Source organism: Leptogranulimonas caecicola (assembly GCF_023168405.1).
Lineage (GTDB): Bacteria > Actinomycetota > Coriobacteriia > Coriobacteriales > Atopobiaceae > Leptogranulimonas > Leptogranulimonas caecicola.
This window is the reverse complement of sequence record NZ_AP025285.1, coordinates 217,101-235,491: the sequence shown is the minus strand read 5'-3', so window position 1 is coordinate 235,491 and position 18,391 is coordinate 217,101. Positions and strand designations below refer to the sequence as shown.

Sequence of the window (18,391 nt, the reverse complement as noted above, 5' to 3'; positions counted from 1 at the left end):
ACATTACCACGGGGTTTCGGACAAACATAGCTGCCTAGAGCCATACCCACGGCTTTTACAAAGCACCTTACCGAGAAACGCCTTCTCGGCAGACGACAGCACTTTTGTGGCAGACAGCCTCAAGTAGCAGCGACGCTCTAAAACCATAAGGCCATCCCGAGCGTAGCGGCCCTACAGGGGCGAAGGGACGCCTAGGTGCGGTCGATGGAGCGGAAGCCTTCGCCAAAGGCTTCGTGAATATCTGAGATTACCACCAGTGCCTCAGGATCCTCTGCCATGACAATGGACTTAAGGGTTACCACCTCATTGTTCGAGAGGATCACGAAGAGCATGGGATGAGACGCTCCTGACCACACGCCGCGCGCCTGAATCTCCGTGCAGCCGCGACCCAGCCCATAGAGGATTTCTGAGGCGATGGCTTCGTGGCACTCTGAGATGATCCAGGCTGCCTTTTCGCTGGCGGGACCGTCTACCACCAAGTCGAGCACACGGCCCATGAGATACATCATCACCATGGCGTAAAGGGCGTTTTGCAGGGAGAACACCGGAATCGAAGCCACTACGATAGCAGCATCCACCAGCACGCTGGCAGTCCCCAGAGGCATTCCCAGGCGGCGGTTCATGAACTGAGCCACGATATCTGTGCCGCCGGTATTGCCGCCGGTGCGAAAGACCAGACCTAGGCCAGCTCCGCAGGTGACACCTCCCCAAAGGGCGCAGAGGAGCAGGTCGCCGTTGCCCAAAGGAGGCACGACGGGGGCAAACAGGTCGATAAAGAGCGAGCTGGCAACGATGCCGGCAATGGTCTTGACCAGATAGCGAAGACCGCCAGATTTAACCACCAAAACCATGAGCAGGGCGTTCATGACCAGAGTTTGGGTGCCTACAGGGATGACAAAGCCCGCCTGCTCGCCCAAGGCGTAGATGATGGTGGCAAGGCCTGTGACCCCGCCCGCCGCCAGGCCTTCAGGCACTGCGAACGCGTCCACTCCAAAGGCATAGAGCGCAGATCCGACAACGATGAGCAGCGCGTCTGTGAGGACTTTGCGTTTCTCGGCAGGTCCCATAGCCCGGGATTTATGCGGAGGCCGGGGCGGGCGCCCACCGGCTTCTACCGGCTGTTTCTTGCGGCTCATGAGGTATGCCCCAAAGCCCAGCGGTGGTAGGCCACGATGAAGGGGTCCAGCTCGCCGTCATCAAGCACTGCCGAGACGTTGCCGGTCTCTTGACCTGTGCGGGTATCCTTCACCAACTGGAAGGGGTAAAGCACGTAATTTCTAATTTGATTACCAAAGGAGATGTCGTGCTTGGGGCCGCGAAGCTCATCGAGCTCTGCTTCTCGACGGGCCTTCTCCTGCTCGTAGAGGCGAGCCTTGAGAATTTGCATGGCAGCAGCCTTGTTTTGAAGCTGGCTGCGCTCGTTTTGGCAGGTCACCACAAGTCCAGTGGGCAAGTGAGTGATGCGCACTGCAGAGTCGGTGGTATTGACCCCCTGGCCGCCGGGGCCTGAAGCGTGATAGACGTCGACGCGCAGGTCGCCGGGGTCGATTTCTACCTCGATGTCGTCCGGTAACACCGGAAGCACTTCCACTCCGGCAAAGGTAGTTTGGCGGCGCTTTTTGGCATCTGTAGGAGAGATGCGCACCAGACGATGGACGCCTTGCTCTGCCCGGAGCATACCGTAGGCATTCTTGCCCTCTACTGTGAAGGTGGCACGATCAAGACCTATGACATCTCCTGCAGGGGCATCGTTGATGTGGACCTTCCATCCACGCCGCTCACAGTAGCGCAGGTACATGCGAAACAGCATGTCAACCCAGTCTTGGGCCTCGAGGCCGCCCTGACCTGGTGTAATGGTCACAATGGCATCACCATGGTCCAACTCGTCGGTGAACCAGCTGGTGAGCTCGAGCTCAGACAGGTTGCTTTCTAGCTGCGAGGCCATAGCCTCAGCTTCTTGGCGTAGCTCCTCGTCATCTGTCTCTTGCGCCAGCTCGCTCGCCGCCACTGCATCATCCAAGAGCACACGAGCTGCCTCTATGGCCGAAATGTCTTCTTTGAGCCCAGAAAGCTCTTCCATGGTGCGCCGCGCAGCATCAGCATCGTCCCAAAAGCCCGAAGCGGCGCTCTGAGTTTCTAGTTCTGCTGCTCGCGCACGCTTCTCATCGAGATGGAGATATCCCTCCACCTCGATGAGTCGTGCGTTAAGAGCTACAAGATCCGTAGGCTCCTCGGACACTTAGCCCCTCTTTCCGTGACAATTCTTGAACTTCTTGCCTGAGCCACAGGGACACAGGTCATTGCGTCCAACACCGGCGTAGGGGTCGCCGGACTCCGCCTTCACGTAAGGCTTGCGCACCGGCGGCTTGGAACCCTCGCCGTTGCGTGCAATGTTGCTGGTAGCGGCGATGCGTCCACGACGCTGTTGGTTGCCCTGGTCGCCATCCACCTCGGCAGGGCCGGAGAAGGTGGCGTGAGCCAGAGGGTCGGGCTCTGGCTGGGGAGCCGGACGACGAGAGATCTCGATACGCAACAGGGTGCGTAGAAAATCCTCGTACATTACCGCGACAAACTGCTGGAAGGCACGAAAAGCCTCCTGTTTGTACTCCACCAGCGGGTCGCGCTGACCAAACCCACGTAGGCCAATACCCGTTTTAAGATAATCCATCTCCTGGAGATAGGTCATCCAGCGCTGATCGATCACGCGAAGCATGATTTGCTGAGAGAGATCGGCCATAGCCTCTTCGCCCAGGCTCTCTGCACGCTGCTCGTAGAGGCCCTCGATATAGTCATGGACGACCTTGGTAACCTGCTCGCGGTCCATCTCGCTATCGAAGACGGGAAGGTCTTTTTTGCCCGTGAGCTCTTCGAGCCACCTAGAGAGGCCTTCGAGATCCCACTCCCCCGAGGTGGAGCTGGAGCAGAACTCACCGATGGCATTGTCCACCACCTGATCGAGCACCTCTTGGAGGTGGCCTACCAGGTCTTCGCCATCCAAGATGCGGTTGCGCTCGGCGTAGACCACCTTACGCTGCTCGTTCATGACGTCGTCGTAGTCAAGAACGTTCTTACGCATGCCAAAGTTGATCTCTTCGATCTTGCGCTGGGCGCCTTCGACGGCCTTGGTGACCATCTTGGCTTGCAACGGCATGTCATCAGGCATGTCGTAGCGCTGCATCATGGTGCCAATGCGATCCATGCGATCCCCACCGAACAGACGCATTAGGTCGTCTTCCAGCGACAGATAGAACTGGGTCTCACCCGGATCGCCCTGACGGCCAGAACGGCCGCGGAGCTGGTTGTCGATACGGCGGGACTCATGACGCTCAGTGCCAATGACGCAAAGACCGCCGGCATCCACCACGTGCTCACGCTCGGCGGCGCAGATGTTCTTAGCCTCAGCCAGAGCTTCGTCGCGCTCGGTATCGGTGGCCACATCGAGCTCAATGCCCTTGTCCACCAAGATATCCTCAGCCAACACCTCGGGGTTGCCACCCAGCAAGATGTCGGTACCACGACCAGCCATGTTGGTAGCAATGGTGACTGCACCCTCACGACCTGCCTGAGCGACGATTTGAGCCTCGCGTTCATGGAACTTCGCGTTGAGCACCTCGTGCTCGATGCCACGCTTGTCCAGAAGGTTAGAGAGGCGCTCGGAGTTCTCGATGGTGACAGTGCCTACCAACACCGGCTGTCCCTTCTCATGGCGACGCTGAATGTCGTCGGCCACGGCATTGAACTTATGCTCGATGGTGCGATAGACCTGGTCATCGTGATCCTCGCGAATCACGGGGCGGTTGGAGGGGATCTCCTGAACCGGCAGGTGGTAGATCTCGCGGAACTCGCCGTCCTCTGTCATGGCCGTACCGGTCATGCCAGAGAGCTTGTCGTAGAGGCGGAAGTAGTTTTGCAGTGTGATGGTGGCTAACGTCTGGTTCTCTTCGAGCACCTTGACGTTCTCTTTTGCCTCGATGGCCTGGTGAAGGCCATCGGAGTAGCGGCGGCCTTCCATAATGCGGCCGGTGAACTCGTCGACGATCTTTACCTCGCCGTTGGTGACCACGTACTGCTGATCGCGATGGAACATGTACTCGGCCTTGAGCGCTTGCTGGAGGTGATTGACCATCTGGCCTGCCAGATCTCCATAGATCTCAATACCCAAGCGGTTCTCGATCTTCTTCAAGCCCTCGTCAGTGGCCATAATGGTGTGCTTGGCCTCGTCCATCTCGAAGTCCTCATCGGGAGTCAAACCACGCACTGCACGTGCGAAGTCGCGATAGAGGGAGGCGGACTTGCTCCCCGCGCCAGAGATGATAAGAGGGGTACGAGCCTCGTCGATAAGGATGGAGTCGACCTCGTCCACGATGGCGTAGTGATGGCCGCGCTGCACACGGCGAGAAGCTTGGGTCACCATATTGTCGCGCAGGTAATCAAAGCCAAACTCAGAGTTGGTGCCATAGGTAACATCTGCATCGTAGGCCGGGTGTTTGGCAGCCAGCGGCATGCCGTTTTGCAGCAAGCCCACATTCATGCCCATGGCACGATAGAGGCGACCCATCCATTCGGAGTCGCGCTTGGCCAGGTAGTCGTTGACGGTCACGATATGAACGCCCTGCCCATCCAGAGCGTTAAGGTAGCCAGCCAGAGTGGAGACCAACGTCTTGCCTTCGCCGGTTTTCATCTCTGCGATCATGCCACGATGAAGCGCGATGGCGCCAATGACCTGCACGTCGAAGTGACGCATGCCAATGGTGCGCTCAGACATCTCTCGCACTGCCGCGAAGGCATCAGGCAAAAGATCGTCCAAAGACTCGCCATTGGCATGGCGCTCCTTGAACTTGGGAGTCATGGCGGCAATCTCTGCATCGCTCATGGCTGCATAGGTAGGAGCCAGTGCGTTGACGCGATCCGCCACTTTTTGGAATTCTTTGAGCTCTTTATCAGAACCCATCGAAAGAATCTTTGAAAACAGTCCGGGCATGGGTATCTATCCCTTTCGAAACGAATTGCCATCCATCAATGCATTTGGCAGTCGTTCTACTATACCTGATCTACTTTCATGCCTCATACAGTATTGTGGGCTTATGAGTATTAAACAGGTAGTTTCAGCCTCCCTAGACCCCAGCTTACCCATCGTCTCTCATCAATCTATCGTCCCCTCTTTATCTCGCGCTGCCAGCGATGCTTCATTCGCCTTCTCCAGCGCCTCTTCTTCCAGATAATCCAACTCCCATTTACGCCCTGCAGGCTGTGCCCAACCCTCACCAGCCTCCATCGAACGCAGGCGCACCAGCTCATTGGTAAGTGCATTCATTGTGGCACCAGGACTCTGCCTGTACCGCCTTCTCATCTCCACCCTAAATTCCCGGCATACCTCTTCTGCCTCACTAAACCGACGCATATCCATAAGAGCCCGCACCAGCTCAGTACACGCATCTTCCCTACAAGGCGCGAGGGCAAAAGCCGCTCGAGAGAGCTGCAGCGAATCTCTGGAATGCTGGATCTCCCTCGCTCTATGTGCTCCCCGTACCAGCGCATCGAGGTAACGCTGTTCCAGAGCGTCATGTTCATGAGCGAAGAAATCCGAGGCTGCGCCGATAGGCGGCACAAATAGCCCACCACTATAAAGCCGAGAAGCCCTTAACGCCTCAGTCGCACATACACTGGCGCTCCTCGCCCCTAACGCGCTGTCGATGTGCCGACGTAACTGATCGATGTCATAGCTCACTTGCTGTGTATCCAGGCTCACCAGACCATTTTGGTGGACAAGCAGGCTTTTGTCGGCACCTATTGCGCCTAGCGCCTTGCGGGCTGCAGAGACTGCCGAGTAGAGAGCCTGTCTAGCCTTCTCTACAGTTTTGTCAGGCCACAACCACGCGAAGAGCTCATAGCGGTAAGCCATATGGCTCTCTAGGAGAGCCAAGCACTCCAACAAAGAACTTGCAGATGTACGCCGCCACTGTTTTTTGGGCACCAGTTTTCCATCCACACGAATCTGAAGGCCTCCCAACACATGGATAGAAACTGTAGTGCCAGAAGACGCGACTGCCTCCGTTGACTTTTCCTGAATAGAGGCCACTACAAGGGCTTTGCGCAGTTTTCTACGGTCCTCAGCCGCTTTACGCCAGCTCTTTGGCAGCAAATCTTTTAAAGCTGCGCCTTGGAAGTCGAAGCTCAACAATAGGTCGACAAACAGCACCGAGAGCGCGTCAGGTCTGCACTGGCCCAGGCGCTGCTTATGCTCCAGACGTCTTTCCAAAGGTTCGCGCGTCTTATAGAAGAGCGTAGCCACCACCTTGGTAAGGGCACCCATAGGGGTGGTGGGGCTATCGCCCTCCACACAGGAGAGGTAACTCAAAGCCTCATGGTTGCTCAACGCCACCAGCGCCAGACCAAGATCGCGCGCCTGCCCCATCCATTGGGGGAGGCTGGCCGAAAGCAAGGGCTTGAGCATCGCCTCAGCCTGAGCAAAAGCCCCTTCCTGCAAATGTACAAGCCCTGCTCCGAGGCTCAGTAGATTGAGCATCACCTCATCGTGGCTTTCATTGGCCATGGCCCAACTCTCTTGTATGAGGCTACAATCACGCTGCTTTCCTTGAGCAACCTCGACAAACCAACAGAGAGCATTCTCATGGAGCCCCAGCCTCTCCCGAGGGTGAGTTCGCAGTGTCTTAAGAGCTCTAGCGAGCTCAGTCTTAAGATCCAGGGTGACGCCCTCTCCCAGCAATCCACAGGCGCAATAGGCATCTACCACCAACAGGGATCCCCCTACCGTCTCACTAGCTTGAGAACTCATTGCCCAAAAACGAGCTTCTGCAGCGCTCCTCCACTCTCCAAGAAGCAACTGCTCCCTAAACAAGCAATGTTGCTCCAATTGGTCCTCTAATGCTTGCACTGTTGAAGCTTTTTTGGCTTTGGTACGAGACCTGCAGATCCTGCCACTTTGTGCGCTGCGATCTTTATTTTCATCTTCTATAAGAGCACTTGTATCTGGTTCTGGCCATTGCCGATAAAGTGAGAGAGAGCGCTCTAGGCTTGCAAGCGCACCGCCTACAGAACCATCAGACAACCTGATGACTTCTCGCAACTTTGGAGATCGCGCATCTATTACCCCCGAGCATAGCTGAAAGATAGCTCTTGCCTGTGTCAAACCCGCTGACAGCTCTTCTTCTTGCTTATCTGCCTCATAGAGCACTTCACGCAGAATATCTGATCCTGTGGCATTCCATAATTCTAGTGGCATGGTCTCAGCAAGCAGCTTGAGGTCTAGCCACTGACGGCAAGGATGAGCTATCGAAACTACCTGTTTGAGCCGCTGGTTTTTCGTAAGTTGTTGTAAAGCTTCTTTCACAAGCTTTGGGAACTCTTCTCCGATTCTTTGAGCCAGCGCAGGAGGAATGTAGGGGCCGCCCACTATCCGAAAAGCTGTGAATGATGAGTCCACCCCTAAAATTGGAACCTCTTGATAGGCGCATCGAATTAGCTCATCGTCTACGCGCACACCGAGTAAACGCAGCTCTTCAAAGGTACCTTCACCCAGAAGAACCATAGCGGCACGTAATTTTCGATCTTCTTTTATAAGTCCATCTGACACTGCGTTATAGAGCAACATAGAACGCACGGACTCATACGCACTTGAATCAGTACCCCTGTTGAACCATACCCCGTCGCTGGCGAGTCCTTCTAATAAAGAAGCAATGTTACCGGTCAAGGATTCCATGCTTTTGAGGGTCAATCGAATGGAGGAGTCGTGGAACCACTGCTGCACCTCCTCAATACTGGCAAGCAGATCATAAGCCTGGATGCAAGAATACTGTCCCACTGTTTCCAAAGCCGCCAGACTTGCTATATCCATACGCATAATGACGTGAGTCTTCGAAGTAAGTCTCTGTAGGTAGGCGCTGATTGCCTGCGCATCTTCTGTGTCAAGCCGCGTTATTCCTTCAACACATAGGACTTCGAAAGGATAGCTATCCTGGCTGTCTTTTAGTTCCACCAATGATGCTAATGCCTCTCTAACCACATAGCTTGGCATATTGTCACAGCGAATGAATAAAGGTGGTTTCACCGAATTGCTTATCGCACGTGCAACTTCATGGGCAATTGAGGTGGCACCATAGCCTTTGCCCGCACAATAAATTAGAAGTCGATCTTTCTTGAGTTGAACGACAAATGCCTCAAGAAGTTTTTGACGATGAATACGAGGGGCGGCAGGCTCCTGCTCCATCACGGTTCCTGGAGGAAGAAAGAAAGACACCTGTTCAACCATTCCACCTAGAGTAGACCCAGCTGTGATACGATGCGTAGCCATGGCGTGTTCCTATCTCCCTTGGTTTTGTTGTGGCCCTCTTGGTTTCGTTGTGTATATGAGAGCACTAAGTATTCTTACTCAATAAAGGTGCTGGTAAGGCACATTGATCTACGCATCTCAAGAGGGATAGTTTTCGTTTGTATTTTTATTTATAAGGTTCTAACTGGTGTCTCATGAATAGATGCTGCTATTACCACTTTTTAAGGACAGTATCATGTAGGACACTAGATTACATTTAATATTTGCCAAATTATTGTCATCGGCCAACGGTGTTTTACTATATATGCGTATATTATCTTCTGTTTATAACTATTTTTGTATTTCTATTCACTTATAGAAGTAATTTCTTCTGAGATACAGTTTCTTAATGTCTCCTACGCAGGACTATCCATAGTTATTTTATTTGTTGTTTATTCATTACCGTTCACACTAGGCTACTGATATCCTTTCCCCCAAACGCAAAAAGCCCCGTTGCCACTCCAGTGACAACGGGGCTTTAAAGTGACGCCTAGGGCGGGTCGGCGACGTCCTGCTCTCCCACCGGCTAAACCGGCAGTACCATCGGCGCTCGGGGGCTTAACTTCCGGGTTCGGCATGGGACCGGGTGTGCCTCCCCTGCTATGGCCGCCGACCGGCTCTAAGCGTCTTCGAGGCTCAATCGCATCTGCGTGCCTTGAAGGCCGCACAGCGTCTCTTTCACATGGTGTGGGTGAGCATCTGACTTTTGCTTGTATGGGATGAAAAACAAATACAAGAGCTCGGCCTATTAGTACCGCTCGACTGAGGCGCTCACACGCCTTACATCTGCGGCCTATCAACCTCGTAGTCTACAAGGAGCCTTACCAAAAAGAGAGCTCATCTTGGGACGGGCTTCCCGCTTAGATGCTTTCAGCGGTTATCCCAACCGGACTCAGCTACCGGGCAGTGCCATTGGTTGACAACCCGTTCACCGGAGGTCCGTCCACCCCGGTCCTCTCGTACTAGGGGCAGCCTCCCTCAACTCTCTTACGCCCACGGAGGATAGGGACCGAACTGTCTCACGACGTTCTGAACCCAGCTCGCGTACCGCTTTAAATGGCGAACAGCCATACCCTTGGGACCTGCTCCAGCCCCAGGATGCGATGAGCCGACATCGAGGTGCCAAACCTTCCCGTCGATGTGGACTCTTGGGGAAGATCAGCCTGTTATCCCCGGAGTACCTTTTATCCGTTGAGCGACGGCCATTCCACTCTGGGCCGCCGGATCACTAGAGCCTGGTTTCCCACCTGCTCGACTTGTTGGTCTCGCAGTGAAGCCTGCTTATGCTCTTGCACTCAAAAGGACGGTTGCCGACCGTCCCGAGCAGACCTTTGCGCGCCTCCGTTACTCTTTAGGAGGCGACCGCCCCAGTCAAACTACCCACCAGACACGGTCCCTACGCCGGATAACGGTCGCAGGTTAGGATGCCAGAGCGACGAGGGTGGTATTCCAAGGGCGACTCCCCACCGGCTGGCGCCAGTGGTTCTCAGTCTCCCACCTATCCTCTACACGTCGGACCGGCAGCCAATGTCTAGCTGCAGTAAAGGTTCACGGGGTCTTTCCGTCCTTCCGCGGGTAAGTCGCATCTTCACGACTAGTGCAATTTCACCGGGTCCATGGTTGAGACAGCGCCCAAATCGTTACGCCTTTCGTGCAGGTCGGAACTTACCCGACAAGGAATTTCGCTACCTTAGGACCGTTATAGTTACGGCCGCCGTTTACCGGGGCTTGGTTTCGCTGCTTCGTCTTGCGACTGACAACTCCACGTGACCTTCCGGCACCGGGCAGGCGTCAGACCCTATACGTCGTCTTACGACTTCAGCAGAGTCCTGTGTTTTTGGTAAACAGTCGTTTGGGCCTCTTTACTGTGAGTGGCTCAGGCTCAAGAGGCACGCTCTATCACCCGCGCCACCGCCCCTTCTCCCGAAGTTACGGGGCCATTTTGCCGAGTTCCTTAACCATGGTTGACCCGATCGCCTTGGTATGTTCTACCCACCCACCTGTGTCGGTTTGCGGTACGGGCACCCGCAGACTTGCTAGAGGCTTTTCTAGGAAGCATGGGCTCACTCGCTTCGCTAAAGCGCTTCGTCCGTCGCCTCACCCTTATGCGAGAGGCGCATTTTACTACCCCTCAGGCTACGCGACATCGCGGGGACGTCCAGAACCCCGTCGAGCTACCCTTCTCCGTCACCCCATCACTCAAACGTCTGCGGGAGGTGCAGGAATATCTGCCTGCTGTGCATCGGCTACGCCTTCCGGCCTCGCCTTAGCTCCCGACTGACCCTGGGAGGATTAGCCTCGCCCAGGAAACCTTGGGTTTACGGCGGCGGCGTTACTCTCGCCGCTCTCGTTACTCATGCCAGCATTCTCACTTCCTTAAGGCTCCACCAAAGGTTACCCTTCAGCTTCGCTGCCCAAGGAAAGCTCCCCTACCAACGGTCCTTGAAGGATCGTTCCGCCGCTTCGGCGTCGTGCTTAGCCCCGTATATTGTCGGCGCATGTCCACTCGACCAGTGAGCTGTTACGCACTCTTTAAATGAATGGCTGCTTCTAAGCCAACATCCTGGTTGTCTAGGCAAACGCACATCCTTTGCCACTTAACACGAACTTGGGGGCCTTAGCGGGCGGTCTGGGCTGTTTCCCTTTCGAACGCGCGGCTTAGCCCACACGTTCTGACTCCCGGTCTCAAGACCGTCGCCATTCGGAGTTCGGTTGGGGTTGGTAGGCGGTGAGGCCCCCGCGCCCATCCGGTGCTCTACCTGCGACGGTAAGCAACCGAGGCTAGCCCTAAAGCTATTTCGGGGAGAACGAGATATCTCCGGGTTTGATTGGCCTTTCACCCCTATCCACAGGTCATCCCCTCAGTTTTCAACCTAAGTGGGTTCGGCCCTCCACGGGGTCTTACCCCCGCTTCAGCCTGCCCATGGATAGCTCACCCGGCTTCGCGTCTGCGGCATGCGACTTATACGCCCACTTCGGACTCGCTTTCGCTACGGCTCGCTTATCAGAGCTTAACCTCGCCACATACCGCAACTCGCTGGCTCATTCTACAAAAGGCACGCCGTCACACCAATTAAGGTGCTCCGACTGCTTGTAAGCGCACGGTTTCAGGTACTATTTCACTCCCCTCCCGGGGTGCTTTTCACCTTTCCCTCACGGTACTGGTTCGCTATCGGTCACAGGAGAGTATTTAGGCTTGGAGGGTGGTCCCCCCAGATTCCCACCGGGTTTCACGTGTCCGGCAGTACTCAGGTACCACAACGCGCAGCCGGATCGGTTTTGTCTACGGGGCTCTAACCCTGTTTCGCAGGCCTTCCCAGACCTTTCGACTACCGCTCCGGTTTCTTACTGCGCACAAGACCGGCAGATCCTGTACGTGTGGCCCTACAACACCGACGGCGCGAACCCTGCCGGGCATAGACGCACGTCGGTTTGGCCTGATCCCCGTTCGCTCGCCACTACTAGGGGAATCTCTGTTGATTTCTCTTCCTCCGCCTACTTAGATGTTTCAGTTCAGCGGGTTATCCCCCTTGCCTCTATGGGTTCAAAGCAAGGGTGACAGACCATCACGTCTGTCGGGTTTGCCCATTGGGAGATCCACGGGTCGAAGGCTATGTGCGCCTCACCGTGGCTTATCGCAGCTTGTCACGTCCTTCATCGGCTTCCTGTGCCAAGGCATCCACCGTACGCTCTTAACATCTTGTCTTTGTCTTCATAGCTTTGCTAATAACAAACAAAGACACCTTAGATATATAAGGTGCAGTGTTGCTGGTATACATACATGCTGTGCCATCTTCCGAGTTGAGACAGAGATGGCACGCGATCAGATGCTTATATCTCAGACTGTGTCTGAGACACACAAATGTGTTTTGACGCTATGCGGCTTTCAAGGTACGCGAGGCGATTAACCTCGAGGACCGGATGCCGTAGCTTGCCTTCTTTTGTAGGAGGAAAAGTGAGAGTCACAGAAAGAGGCGATCGGTTGCCGGTAAGGCAAGGAACTAAAAAATCAAAGATAAGTGATGTCTTTTAGAAAGACCGTATGTCTCCCTAGAAAGGAGGTGATCCAGCCGCACCTTCCGGTACGGCTACCTTGTTACGACTTCACCCCCCTTACCCTCCACACCTTCGGCGCCTCCCTCACGAGGTTAGGCCGGCGACTTCGGGTGCAGACGACTCGGGTGGTGTGACGGGCGGTGTGTACAAGGCCCGGGAACGCATTCACCGCGGCGTGCTGATCCGCGATTACTAGCAACTCCGACTTCACGGAGGCGGGTTGCAGCCTCCGATCCGAACTGGGGCCGGCTTTAAGGGATTTGCTCCTGCTCGCGCAGTGGCGTGCCCGTTGTGCCGGCCATTGTAGCACGTGTGCAGCCCAGGACATAAGGGGCATGATGACTTGACGTCGTCCCCACCTTCCTCCGGCTTGACGCCGGCGGTCCCGCGTGAGTGCCCAACTAAATGATGGCAACACGCAGCAGGGGTTGCGCTCGTTGCGGGACTTAACCCAACATCTCACGACACGAGCTGACGACAGCCATGCACCACCTGTGGCGGCTCCTTTCGGCCACGGCGTCTCCGCCGCTTCACCGTCATGTCAAGCCCTGGTAAGGTTCTTCGCGTTGCTTCGAATTAAGCCACATGCTCCGCTGCTTGTGCGGGCCCCCGTCAATTCCTTTGAGTTTTAGCCTTGCGGCCGTACTCCCCAGGCGGGACGCTTAATGCGTTAGCTGCGGCACGGAGCGACATCGCCCCACACCTAGCGTCCATCGTTTACGGCTAGGACTACCAGGGTATCTAATCCTGTTTGCTCCCCTAGCTTTCGCGCCTCAGCGTCAGTGATGGCCCAGAAGGCCGCCTTCGCCACCGGTGTTCTTCCCGATATCTGCGCATTCCACCGCTACACCGGGAATTCCGCCTTCCCCTACCACACTCAAGCCAGCCGGTATCGGGAGCGAGACGGGGTTGAGCCCCGAAATTTGACTCCCGACCTAACTGGCCGCCTACGCGCGCTTTACGCCCAATGAATCCGGATAACGCTCGCCCCCTACGTATTACCGCGGCTGCTGGCACGTAGTTAGCCGGGGCTTCTTCTGCAGGTACCGTCACCTTGCGGCCTCGTCCCTGCTGAAAGCGGTTTACAACCCGAAGGCCGTCATCCCGCACGCGGCGTCGCTGCGTCAGGCTTTCGCCCATTGCGCAAGATTCCCCACTGCTGCCTCCCGTAGGAGTCTGGGCCGTGTCTCAGTCCCAATCTGGCCGGTCGGTCTCTCAACCCGGCTACCCATAGAAGCCTTGGTGGGCCGTTACCCCGCCAACTAGCTAACAGGCCGCGGGCCCATCCCTCTCCGCCAGAGCTTTCCCAACGCTTCCATGCGAAAGCGTTGGAGTATCCGGTATTATCCCCGGTTTCCCGAGGCTATCCCGATGAGAGGGGCAGGTTGCCCACGTGTTACTCAGCCGTTCGCCACTATCCACACCTCCGAAGAGGTGCTTCTCGTTCGACTTGCATGTGTTAGGCGCGCCGCCAGCGTTCATCCTGAGCCAGGATCGAACTCTCCGTTCAAACTATGTCAAGATGCAGAGAACCGCATCTTTAACCAGTCAAAAAATGGTGAGCCTTACCTTATGACTCCGGCTAATAAACGCCGATCAACTTTTGGATCCATTAGGTCTTCTTTGCTACTCGCACTGGTTTATAAGAAAACGAGGTTAAGTAATAAAGAACCACTAAATGGTCTGTCATTCTTTCTGTGACCCTTTTCTCACTTCTCTTTCTTGTAGGAAAGGGGCCACGGTATCCGGTTCTCAAGGTTCGCCGCACCGCCTGTGGTCTGTGCCACCGCGGCGCGAGAAAGAACTATACGCGAGGGAGAGGGTGAGCCTAGCGAGAAGTTTGCACTTCACATTTCCTTCATAAATTGCAACAGACCTTACTATTAAAGCTGCTTAAGAAGCTGTTTGGCACCATCGAGCAGATTGTCCCTCTCGGCCTTTGTAGGACCTTCGGCATAAATACGTACAAGAGGCTCAGAGAGCGAGGGCTTTACCAAAAGCCAAGAATCATCTTCATACTGGACTCGCAACCCATCAGCATGGCTCACAGACACAGGCTCTTTGCCTACCCCTTCTAATACAGGGTTTACTCCCGGCAAGAGATTGCGCAACACAGCATATTTGCCAGGATCCATCCGCAGCTCTTTAGAGCCGAACTCCATCTTGCCCACCTGGGCACAAAACTCATCTACCAGCAAAGAGAGCGGCTTTTTCTCGGCAGCAATGTATTCCATGAGCAAAAGCATGGTCACGAATGCATTGCGCTCCCTATCAAACGTAGGAACGCAAATGCCGCCTAGGCCGTCGCTGGCGGTAAGCACGTTGTCTCGGCGGATCTCATCGAAGGGCCAAGTGGGGCCAGAAGCGACGGCCACCACCTCGCAACCTAGGCGATCGGCCAGACGGCGAGTCATAGCAGAGGAGAACCGGGGCACCACAATGCGGCCGGAGAGGCCTCGATGCTTGACCAGATGCTCCAAGAGCAATCCATGGGCTTGAGGGGCAGACACCAGCTGGCCGCGCTCGTCCACCAGAATGGAGCGGTTCGAAGGTCCGTCAATGGCGACCCCAAAGCTGGATCGGGTTTGCCCGATAAGATATTCCAGGTCATCTACCCAAGGCTCCACCACCTCAGGATGAAGGCCGCCAAAGTTGGCATCGGCTGCACTATGGATCTCCATTGCGTCCACGCCAAAAGAGCGCAGCAGCGGGGCGGCGATTCCTCGTGCGGTGCCAAAAAGAGGGTCGACCACCGCAGTGAGATGGGCGTCGCGCACTAAGGACACATCGATGATCGACGACATGGTCGCCAAAAACGGCGAGACGAAGTCCTGCACTTCGAAGGACACGTCGGGAACGTCTACTTCGGCAGAGACCAGGTCTTCTATATGAGCGGCATCCTCTGAGGAGATGGCTGAAGAATCTGCATTGCGCACGCGTACGCCTAGATAATCGGCGCTACGGTGGTCTGCCGTGAGCATGAGGGCGCCAATGGCTTCGGGGTCTTCGCGCACCGCTTCATTCAAGGCTGGCATGGGGCAGGGGCCGTCGGACACCACGGTCCTAAGTCCCCAAGCTGCCTGGGCTTTTGCAGCAATGGCAGCATAGGAGCCCGCATTCTGGCGGGTGTCAAACCCTATATAGACAGTGCCTTTTGGATTTTGCTCATACCAAAAGGCCGCGACGGCATCGGCAATGCGAGCGACATTGGGCTCGCAGAAATCCTCGTCCAGCCGCGAATACCAGCCATCATTGGTGAACCGCAAGTAGGACATGAGAGATCCTCTGGTCTTTTATAATCGCCGCGGTCTCCCGAGCCTGGGGCCCGGGAGAACATCGGGACAAACTAGAGCTCCTGAGAACCCAGCGCCTCCAAGAACATGGAGCAAATGGCAGGGTCCTTAAGAGCCATACGGGCATTGGTGCCAGCCCAGGCAGCCGGCGTTCCGGTATCGCAGCCGTCTTTGGGATCCACCACTAGGGCAAAGAGCTCTTCGTCGTCGAGCAGGCGCACCAAGGCGTCAGTGAGCTGGATCTCTCCGCCGGCACCAGGGGTTTGGGTGGTCAACAGCTCCATCACGCGGGGAGTGAGCAGATAGCGACCCACAATAAAGAGATCGGTGGGGGCATCTTCCGGAGCAGGCTTCTCTACCAGCTCAGAGATCTTGAGTACTGCACCAGGCTCGTTCTCACCGCGAGCCACCCCGTCAGGAGAAGCGACGAGCTGGCCGCCCACGATACCGTAGCGGCTTACATCCTCATGAGGAACAGGAGCCACTGCGATGACCGAAGCGCCGTTGTGAGCCCGAGACACTGCCTCCATGGCCACGCACATCTCGCGATTAGGCACAAAGTAGTCACCCAAAAGGACAAAGAAGGGCTGGTCGTCGATCTTGTCGGCAGCGCAAAGCACCGCATGGCCCAAGCCCAGGGGCTCGTCCTGGTAGACGAAGGACACAGGCAGCTCGCCGGTCTCGCGCACCAGGTTGGCGTCGGCCTCTTTGCCCACTTCGCGCAAGTGGCCCTCTAGCTCGGGCATAGGGCTAAAGTACTCCTCGATCTGGGGTTTCTCGTGGGAGTTGACGATAACCACGCCGTCAACTGCCGCAGGCTCAAGTGCCTCTTCTACTACATATTGAATTACCGGCTTATTGAGAACTGGAAGCAGCTCTTTGGGAGTAGCCTTGGTAGCAGGCAAAAAACGAGTGCCCAAACCAGCAGCGGGGATAACAGCCTTCATGAAACCTTCCTTTAGCCTGCAGCCCTTGAGGCCGCAGGGACGCACAGAGCACGTACGTCCAAACGCGCTGGCACGGTCTTAAAAGACGCGCCAACTGAGTGGATGCGTAAGGTCAAGTACAGGAGTCGCAGAGCAACAGCTGGATTCGACCAACCTTGATGTTACCTGTATCTGCCCGGTCTCCAAATCGTTACATACAAATGACAGGGCCATGAAAACCTCCAAAGGCCCTTAAATTATGCATCTGAATGTCAGCGCTGGTCCTCTGGCCTGTCGACCTGTTGCTGCGCCAGCACCAGTCGCGAGACCAACGACAGTTTCGCCGGACCGATGAGCCCTACCGCAGTGGTGGCAGCATCGAACATCAGGTGGTCAGCTGCCCCCGTTTCCAGAAGGGCCGCAGACAGCATATAGGCCGCGCCTTGGGAGCCGTCACCTCTAAAGAGCCCCTGGCAGCGCACCAGGTCTTCTGCCGTCTGCATCGAGAATCCCCACGCCGCCACCGACCGGGAGGCGAGGGACTCCACCAGGCGGGCATAGTCGGGCTTCTGGGCTGTTGGAGGCATGCCGAGAAGGGCGAACCCCCGCTCGTCGGTCTGTGGGGTGAGCTGGGGCGCCACTCCGGAAGCGGTGGGGTCAAAGCAGCAGATGACTGCAGGAAGGTGGGTGCGTTTCTCGGCAAGGGCATCCAGAAGCGTGCAGGCGAGATCCAGCGAGGGCACCTGTTCGAGCAGCAAGCCTTGAGCCCCACCGTCGCAGACGCCTTCCAGCAGGCGCAGAGTTCCGGTGAAGGCAGCTATGGGATCGGCGGTGTCCCATCGATCCAGGTTAGCCACGCCCAAGCAGTAGGGCGCAGAACGGCGACTGGCCAGCTCCATAGCCCGAAGCCCAAGGTCATAGAGCTGACGAGCGGCGCCGTCGGCCAAAAGGTCTGCAACCGGGGTGCGCGTGTTGGCCAGGATCGCCTCGATGCCCGAAGCCGCCTCGAGCTCTTGGAAAGCCGCTACCTGCTCGGGCTCGTAGAGCGACCAGAGAGCAGAAGGCATAGTGGGATCGAGCTTGGACAGCGCAGAGGTGAGGTCTGAGGAAAGCGTGAGCGCCGCCCCTTGGCCGCGGAGGCGGGATTCTAGCTCACGAGCTGCGGCCACCTGGGCATCTTGAGAAGCCTCGTCGAGGTCTGAGGGTGAGGAAGCGTGCAAAAGCTCTGCAACGGTAGGCTCAGCCTGAGGCATGAGATCGTCGTGCCCCGAAGACGGGTAATCCATGGCAATCCTTCCGATACAGATAAGAGACGCAATAGGTTCGCTTGATGACTAGACCGTATCTACCGCAATTCCAGCCTTCTCTAGGTAATGAACCCAACGATTCATAGTGTCATCAGATAATGCGTGCTCCATGCGGCAGGCTTCTTCATCGGCCACCTGAGGATCCACACCCAGCTCGGTCTCTAAAAATGTGCGGAGCGCCCTATGGGAACGCCACAAACGCCGAGCGTAGGCGGCGCCATCGTTGGTGAGCGTGACGCGCCCGTAACGATGCTGCTCCACATAGCCGTTCTCTTTAAGGGTTGACAGCGCCTTGTTCACACTGGCTTTTGAGACTCCCAAAAGCTCCGCTACATCTACCGAGCGCACCGCCTCTGACTGCTCGCGCAAAGCGATGCGCCAAATGGCTTCCAGATAATCCTCGTTGGCCATAGACAGATGGCTGGCCGGCACCGTGTCCTTCTCGGACTCCGACATGGGTCATCCCTCCTCTAAAAATGG

At 56.2% G+C, this 18,391-nt stretch carries 8 protein-coding genes and 3 rRNA genes; all 11 read right to left on the bottom strand.

The window, feature by feature from the left end:
* Nucleotides 1-191: 191 nt before the first annotated feature.
* Nucleotides 192-1,136, bottom strand: coding sequence for a YitT family protein (locus OR601_RS01025; protein WP_265591888.1), 945 nt, complete (start codon nucleotides 1,134-1,136; stop codon nucleotides 192-194).
* Nucleotides 1,133-2,239 carry a peptide chain release factor 2 gene (prfB, locus tag OR601_RS01020; RefSeq protein WP_265591886.1) on the bottom strand — a complete coding sequence of 369 codons (1,107 nt, stop codon included), beginning with the start codon at nucleotides 2,237-2,239 and terminating at the stop codon, nucleotides 1,133-1,135. Before prfB ends, OR601_RS01025 begins: the two co-directional genes overlap by 4 nt.
* Nucleotides 2,240-4,981, bottom strand: a complete 2,742-nt coding sequence (gene secA, locus OR601_RS01015; protein ID WP_265591885.1) for a preprotein translocase subunit SecA — start codon at nucleotides 4,979-4,981, stop codon at nucleotides 2,240-2,242.
* 162 nt (nucleotides 4,982-5,143) lie between these two features.
* On the bottom strand, nucleotides 5,144-8,311 hold the full coding sequence (locus tag OR601_RS01010) for an AfsR/SARP family transcriptional regulator (protein ID WP_265591884.1): 3,168 nt from the start codon (nucleotides 8,309-8,311) through the stop codon (nucleotides 5,144-5,146).
* A 516-nt stretch (nucleotides 8,312-8,827) separates the two neighbouring features.
* A 5S ribosomal RNA gene (gene rrf, locus OR601_RS01005) occupies nucleotides 8,828-8,943 on the bottom strand.
* 114 nt (nucleotides 8,944-9,057) lie between these two features.
* A 23S ribosomal RNA gene (locus OR601_RS01000) occupies nucleotides 9,058-12,035 on the bottom strand.
* 348 nt (nucleotides 12,036-12,383) lie between these two features.
* Nucleotides 12,384-13,895: ribosomal RNA gene (locus OR601_RS00995) — 16S ribosomal RNA — on the bottom strand.
* Together the 16S, 23S and 5S rRNA genes form the textbook arrangement of a ribosomal RNA operon.
* 373 nt (nucleotides 13,896-14,268) lie before the next feature.
* Nucleotides 14,269-15,660, bottom strand: a complete 1,392-nt coding sequence (locus tag OR601_RS00990) for a phosphohexomutase domain-containing protein (protein WP_265591882.1) — start codon at nucleotides 15,658-15,660, stop codon at nucleotides 14,269-14,271.
* 71 nt (nucleotides 15,661-15,731) lie between these two features.
* Entirely contained in the window at nucleotides 15,732-16,625 is an 894-nt protein-coding gene (locus tag OR601_RS00985; protein ID WP_136011579.1) for a UTP--glucose-1-phosphate uridylyltransferase, read from the bottom strand.
* Nucleotides 16,626-16,876: 251 nt separating this feature from the next.
* Nucleotides 16,877-17,890 (bottom strand): hypothetical protein, encoded by a 1,014-nt coding sequence (locus OR601_RS00980; protein WP_265591880.1) that lies wholly within the window; start codon nucleotides 17,888-17,890, stop codon nucleotides 16,877-16,879.
* A gap of 48 nt (nucleotides 17,891-17,938) precedes the next feature.
* Nucleotides 17,939-18,367: a metal-dependent transcriptional regulator gene (locus OR601_RS00975; protein ID WP_136011581.1), complete on the bottom strand. Its 429-nt coding sequence runs from the start codon at nucleotides 18,365-18,367 to the stop codon at nucleotides 17,939-17,941.
* Nucleotides 18,368-18,391 lie beyond the last annotated feature (24 nt).

Excerpts from the sequence above, each read along its gene's own strand:
- OR601_RS01025 (WP_265591888.1), bottom strand. The coding sequence starts at position 1,136 with ATGAGCCGCAAGAAACAGCCGGTAGAAGCCGGTGGGCGCCCGCCCCGG.
- OR601_RS00985 (WP_136011579.1), bottom strand. The coding sequence starts at position 16,625 with ATGAAGGCTGTTATCCCCGCTGCTGGTTTGGGCACTCGTTTTTTGCCT.
- secA (WP_265591885.1), bottom strand. The coding sequence starts at position 4,981 with ATGCCCGGACTGTTTTCAAAGATTCTTTCGATGGGTTCTGATAAAGAG.
- OR601_RS00975 (WP_136011581.1), bottom strand. The coding sequence starts at position 18,367 with ATGTCGGAGTCCGAGAAGGACACGGTGCCGGCCAGCCATCTGTCTATG.
- OR601_RS00990 (WP_265591882.1), bottom strand. The coding sequence starts at position 15,660 with ATGTCCTACTTGCGGTTCACCAATGATGGCTGGTATTCGCGGCTGGAC.
- OR601_RS01010 (WP_265591884.1), bottom strand. The coding sequence starts at position 8,311 with ATGGCTACGCATCGTATCACAGCTGGGTCTACTCTAGGTGGAATGGTT.
- OR601_RS00980 (WP_265591880.1), bottom strand. The coding sequence starts at position 17,890 with ATGGATTACCCGTCTTCGGGGCACGACGATCTCATGCCTCAGGCTGAG.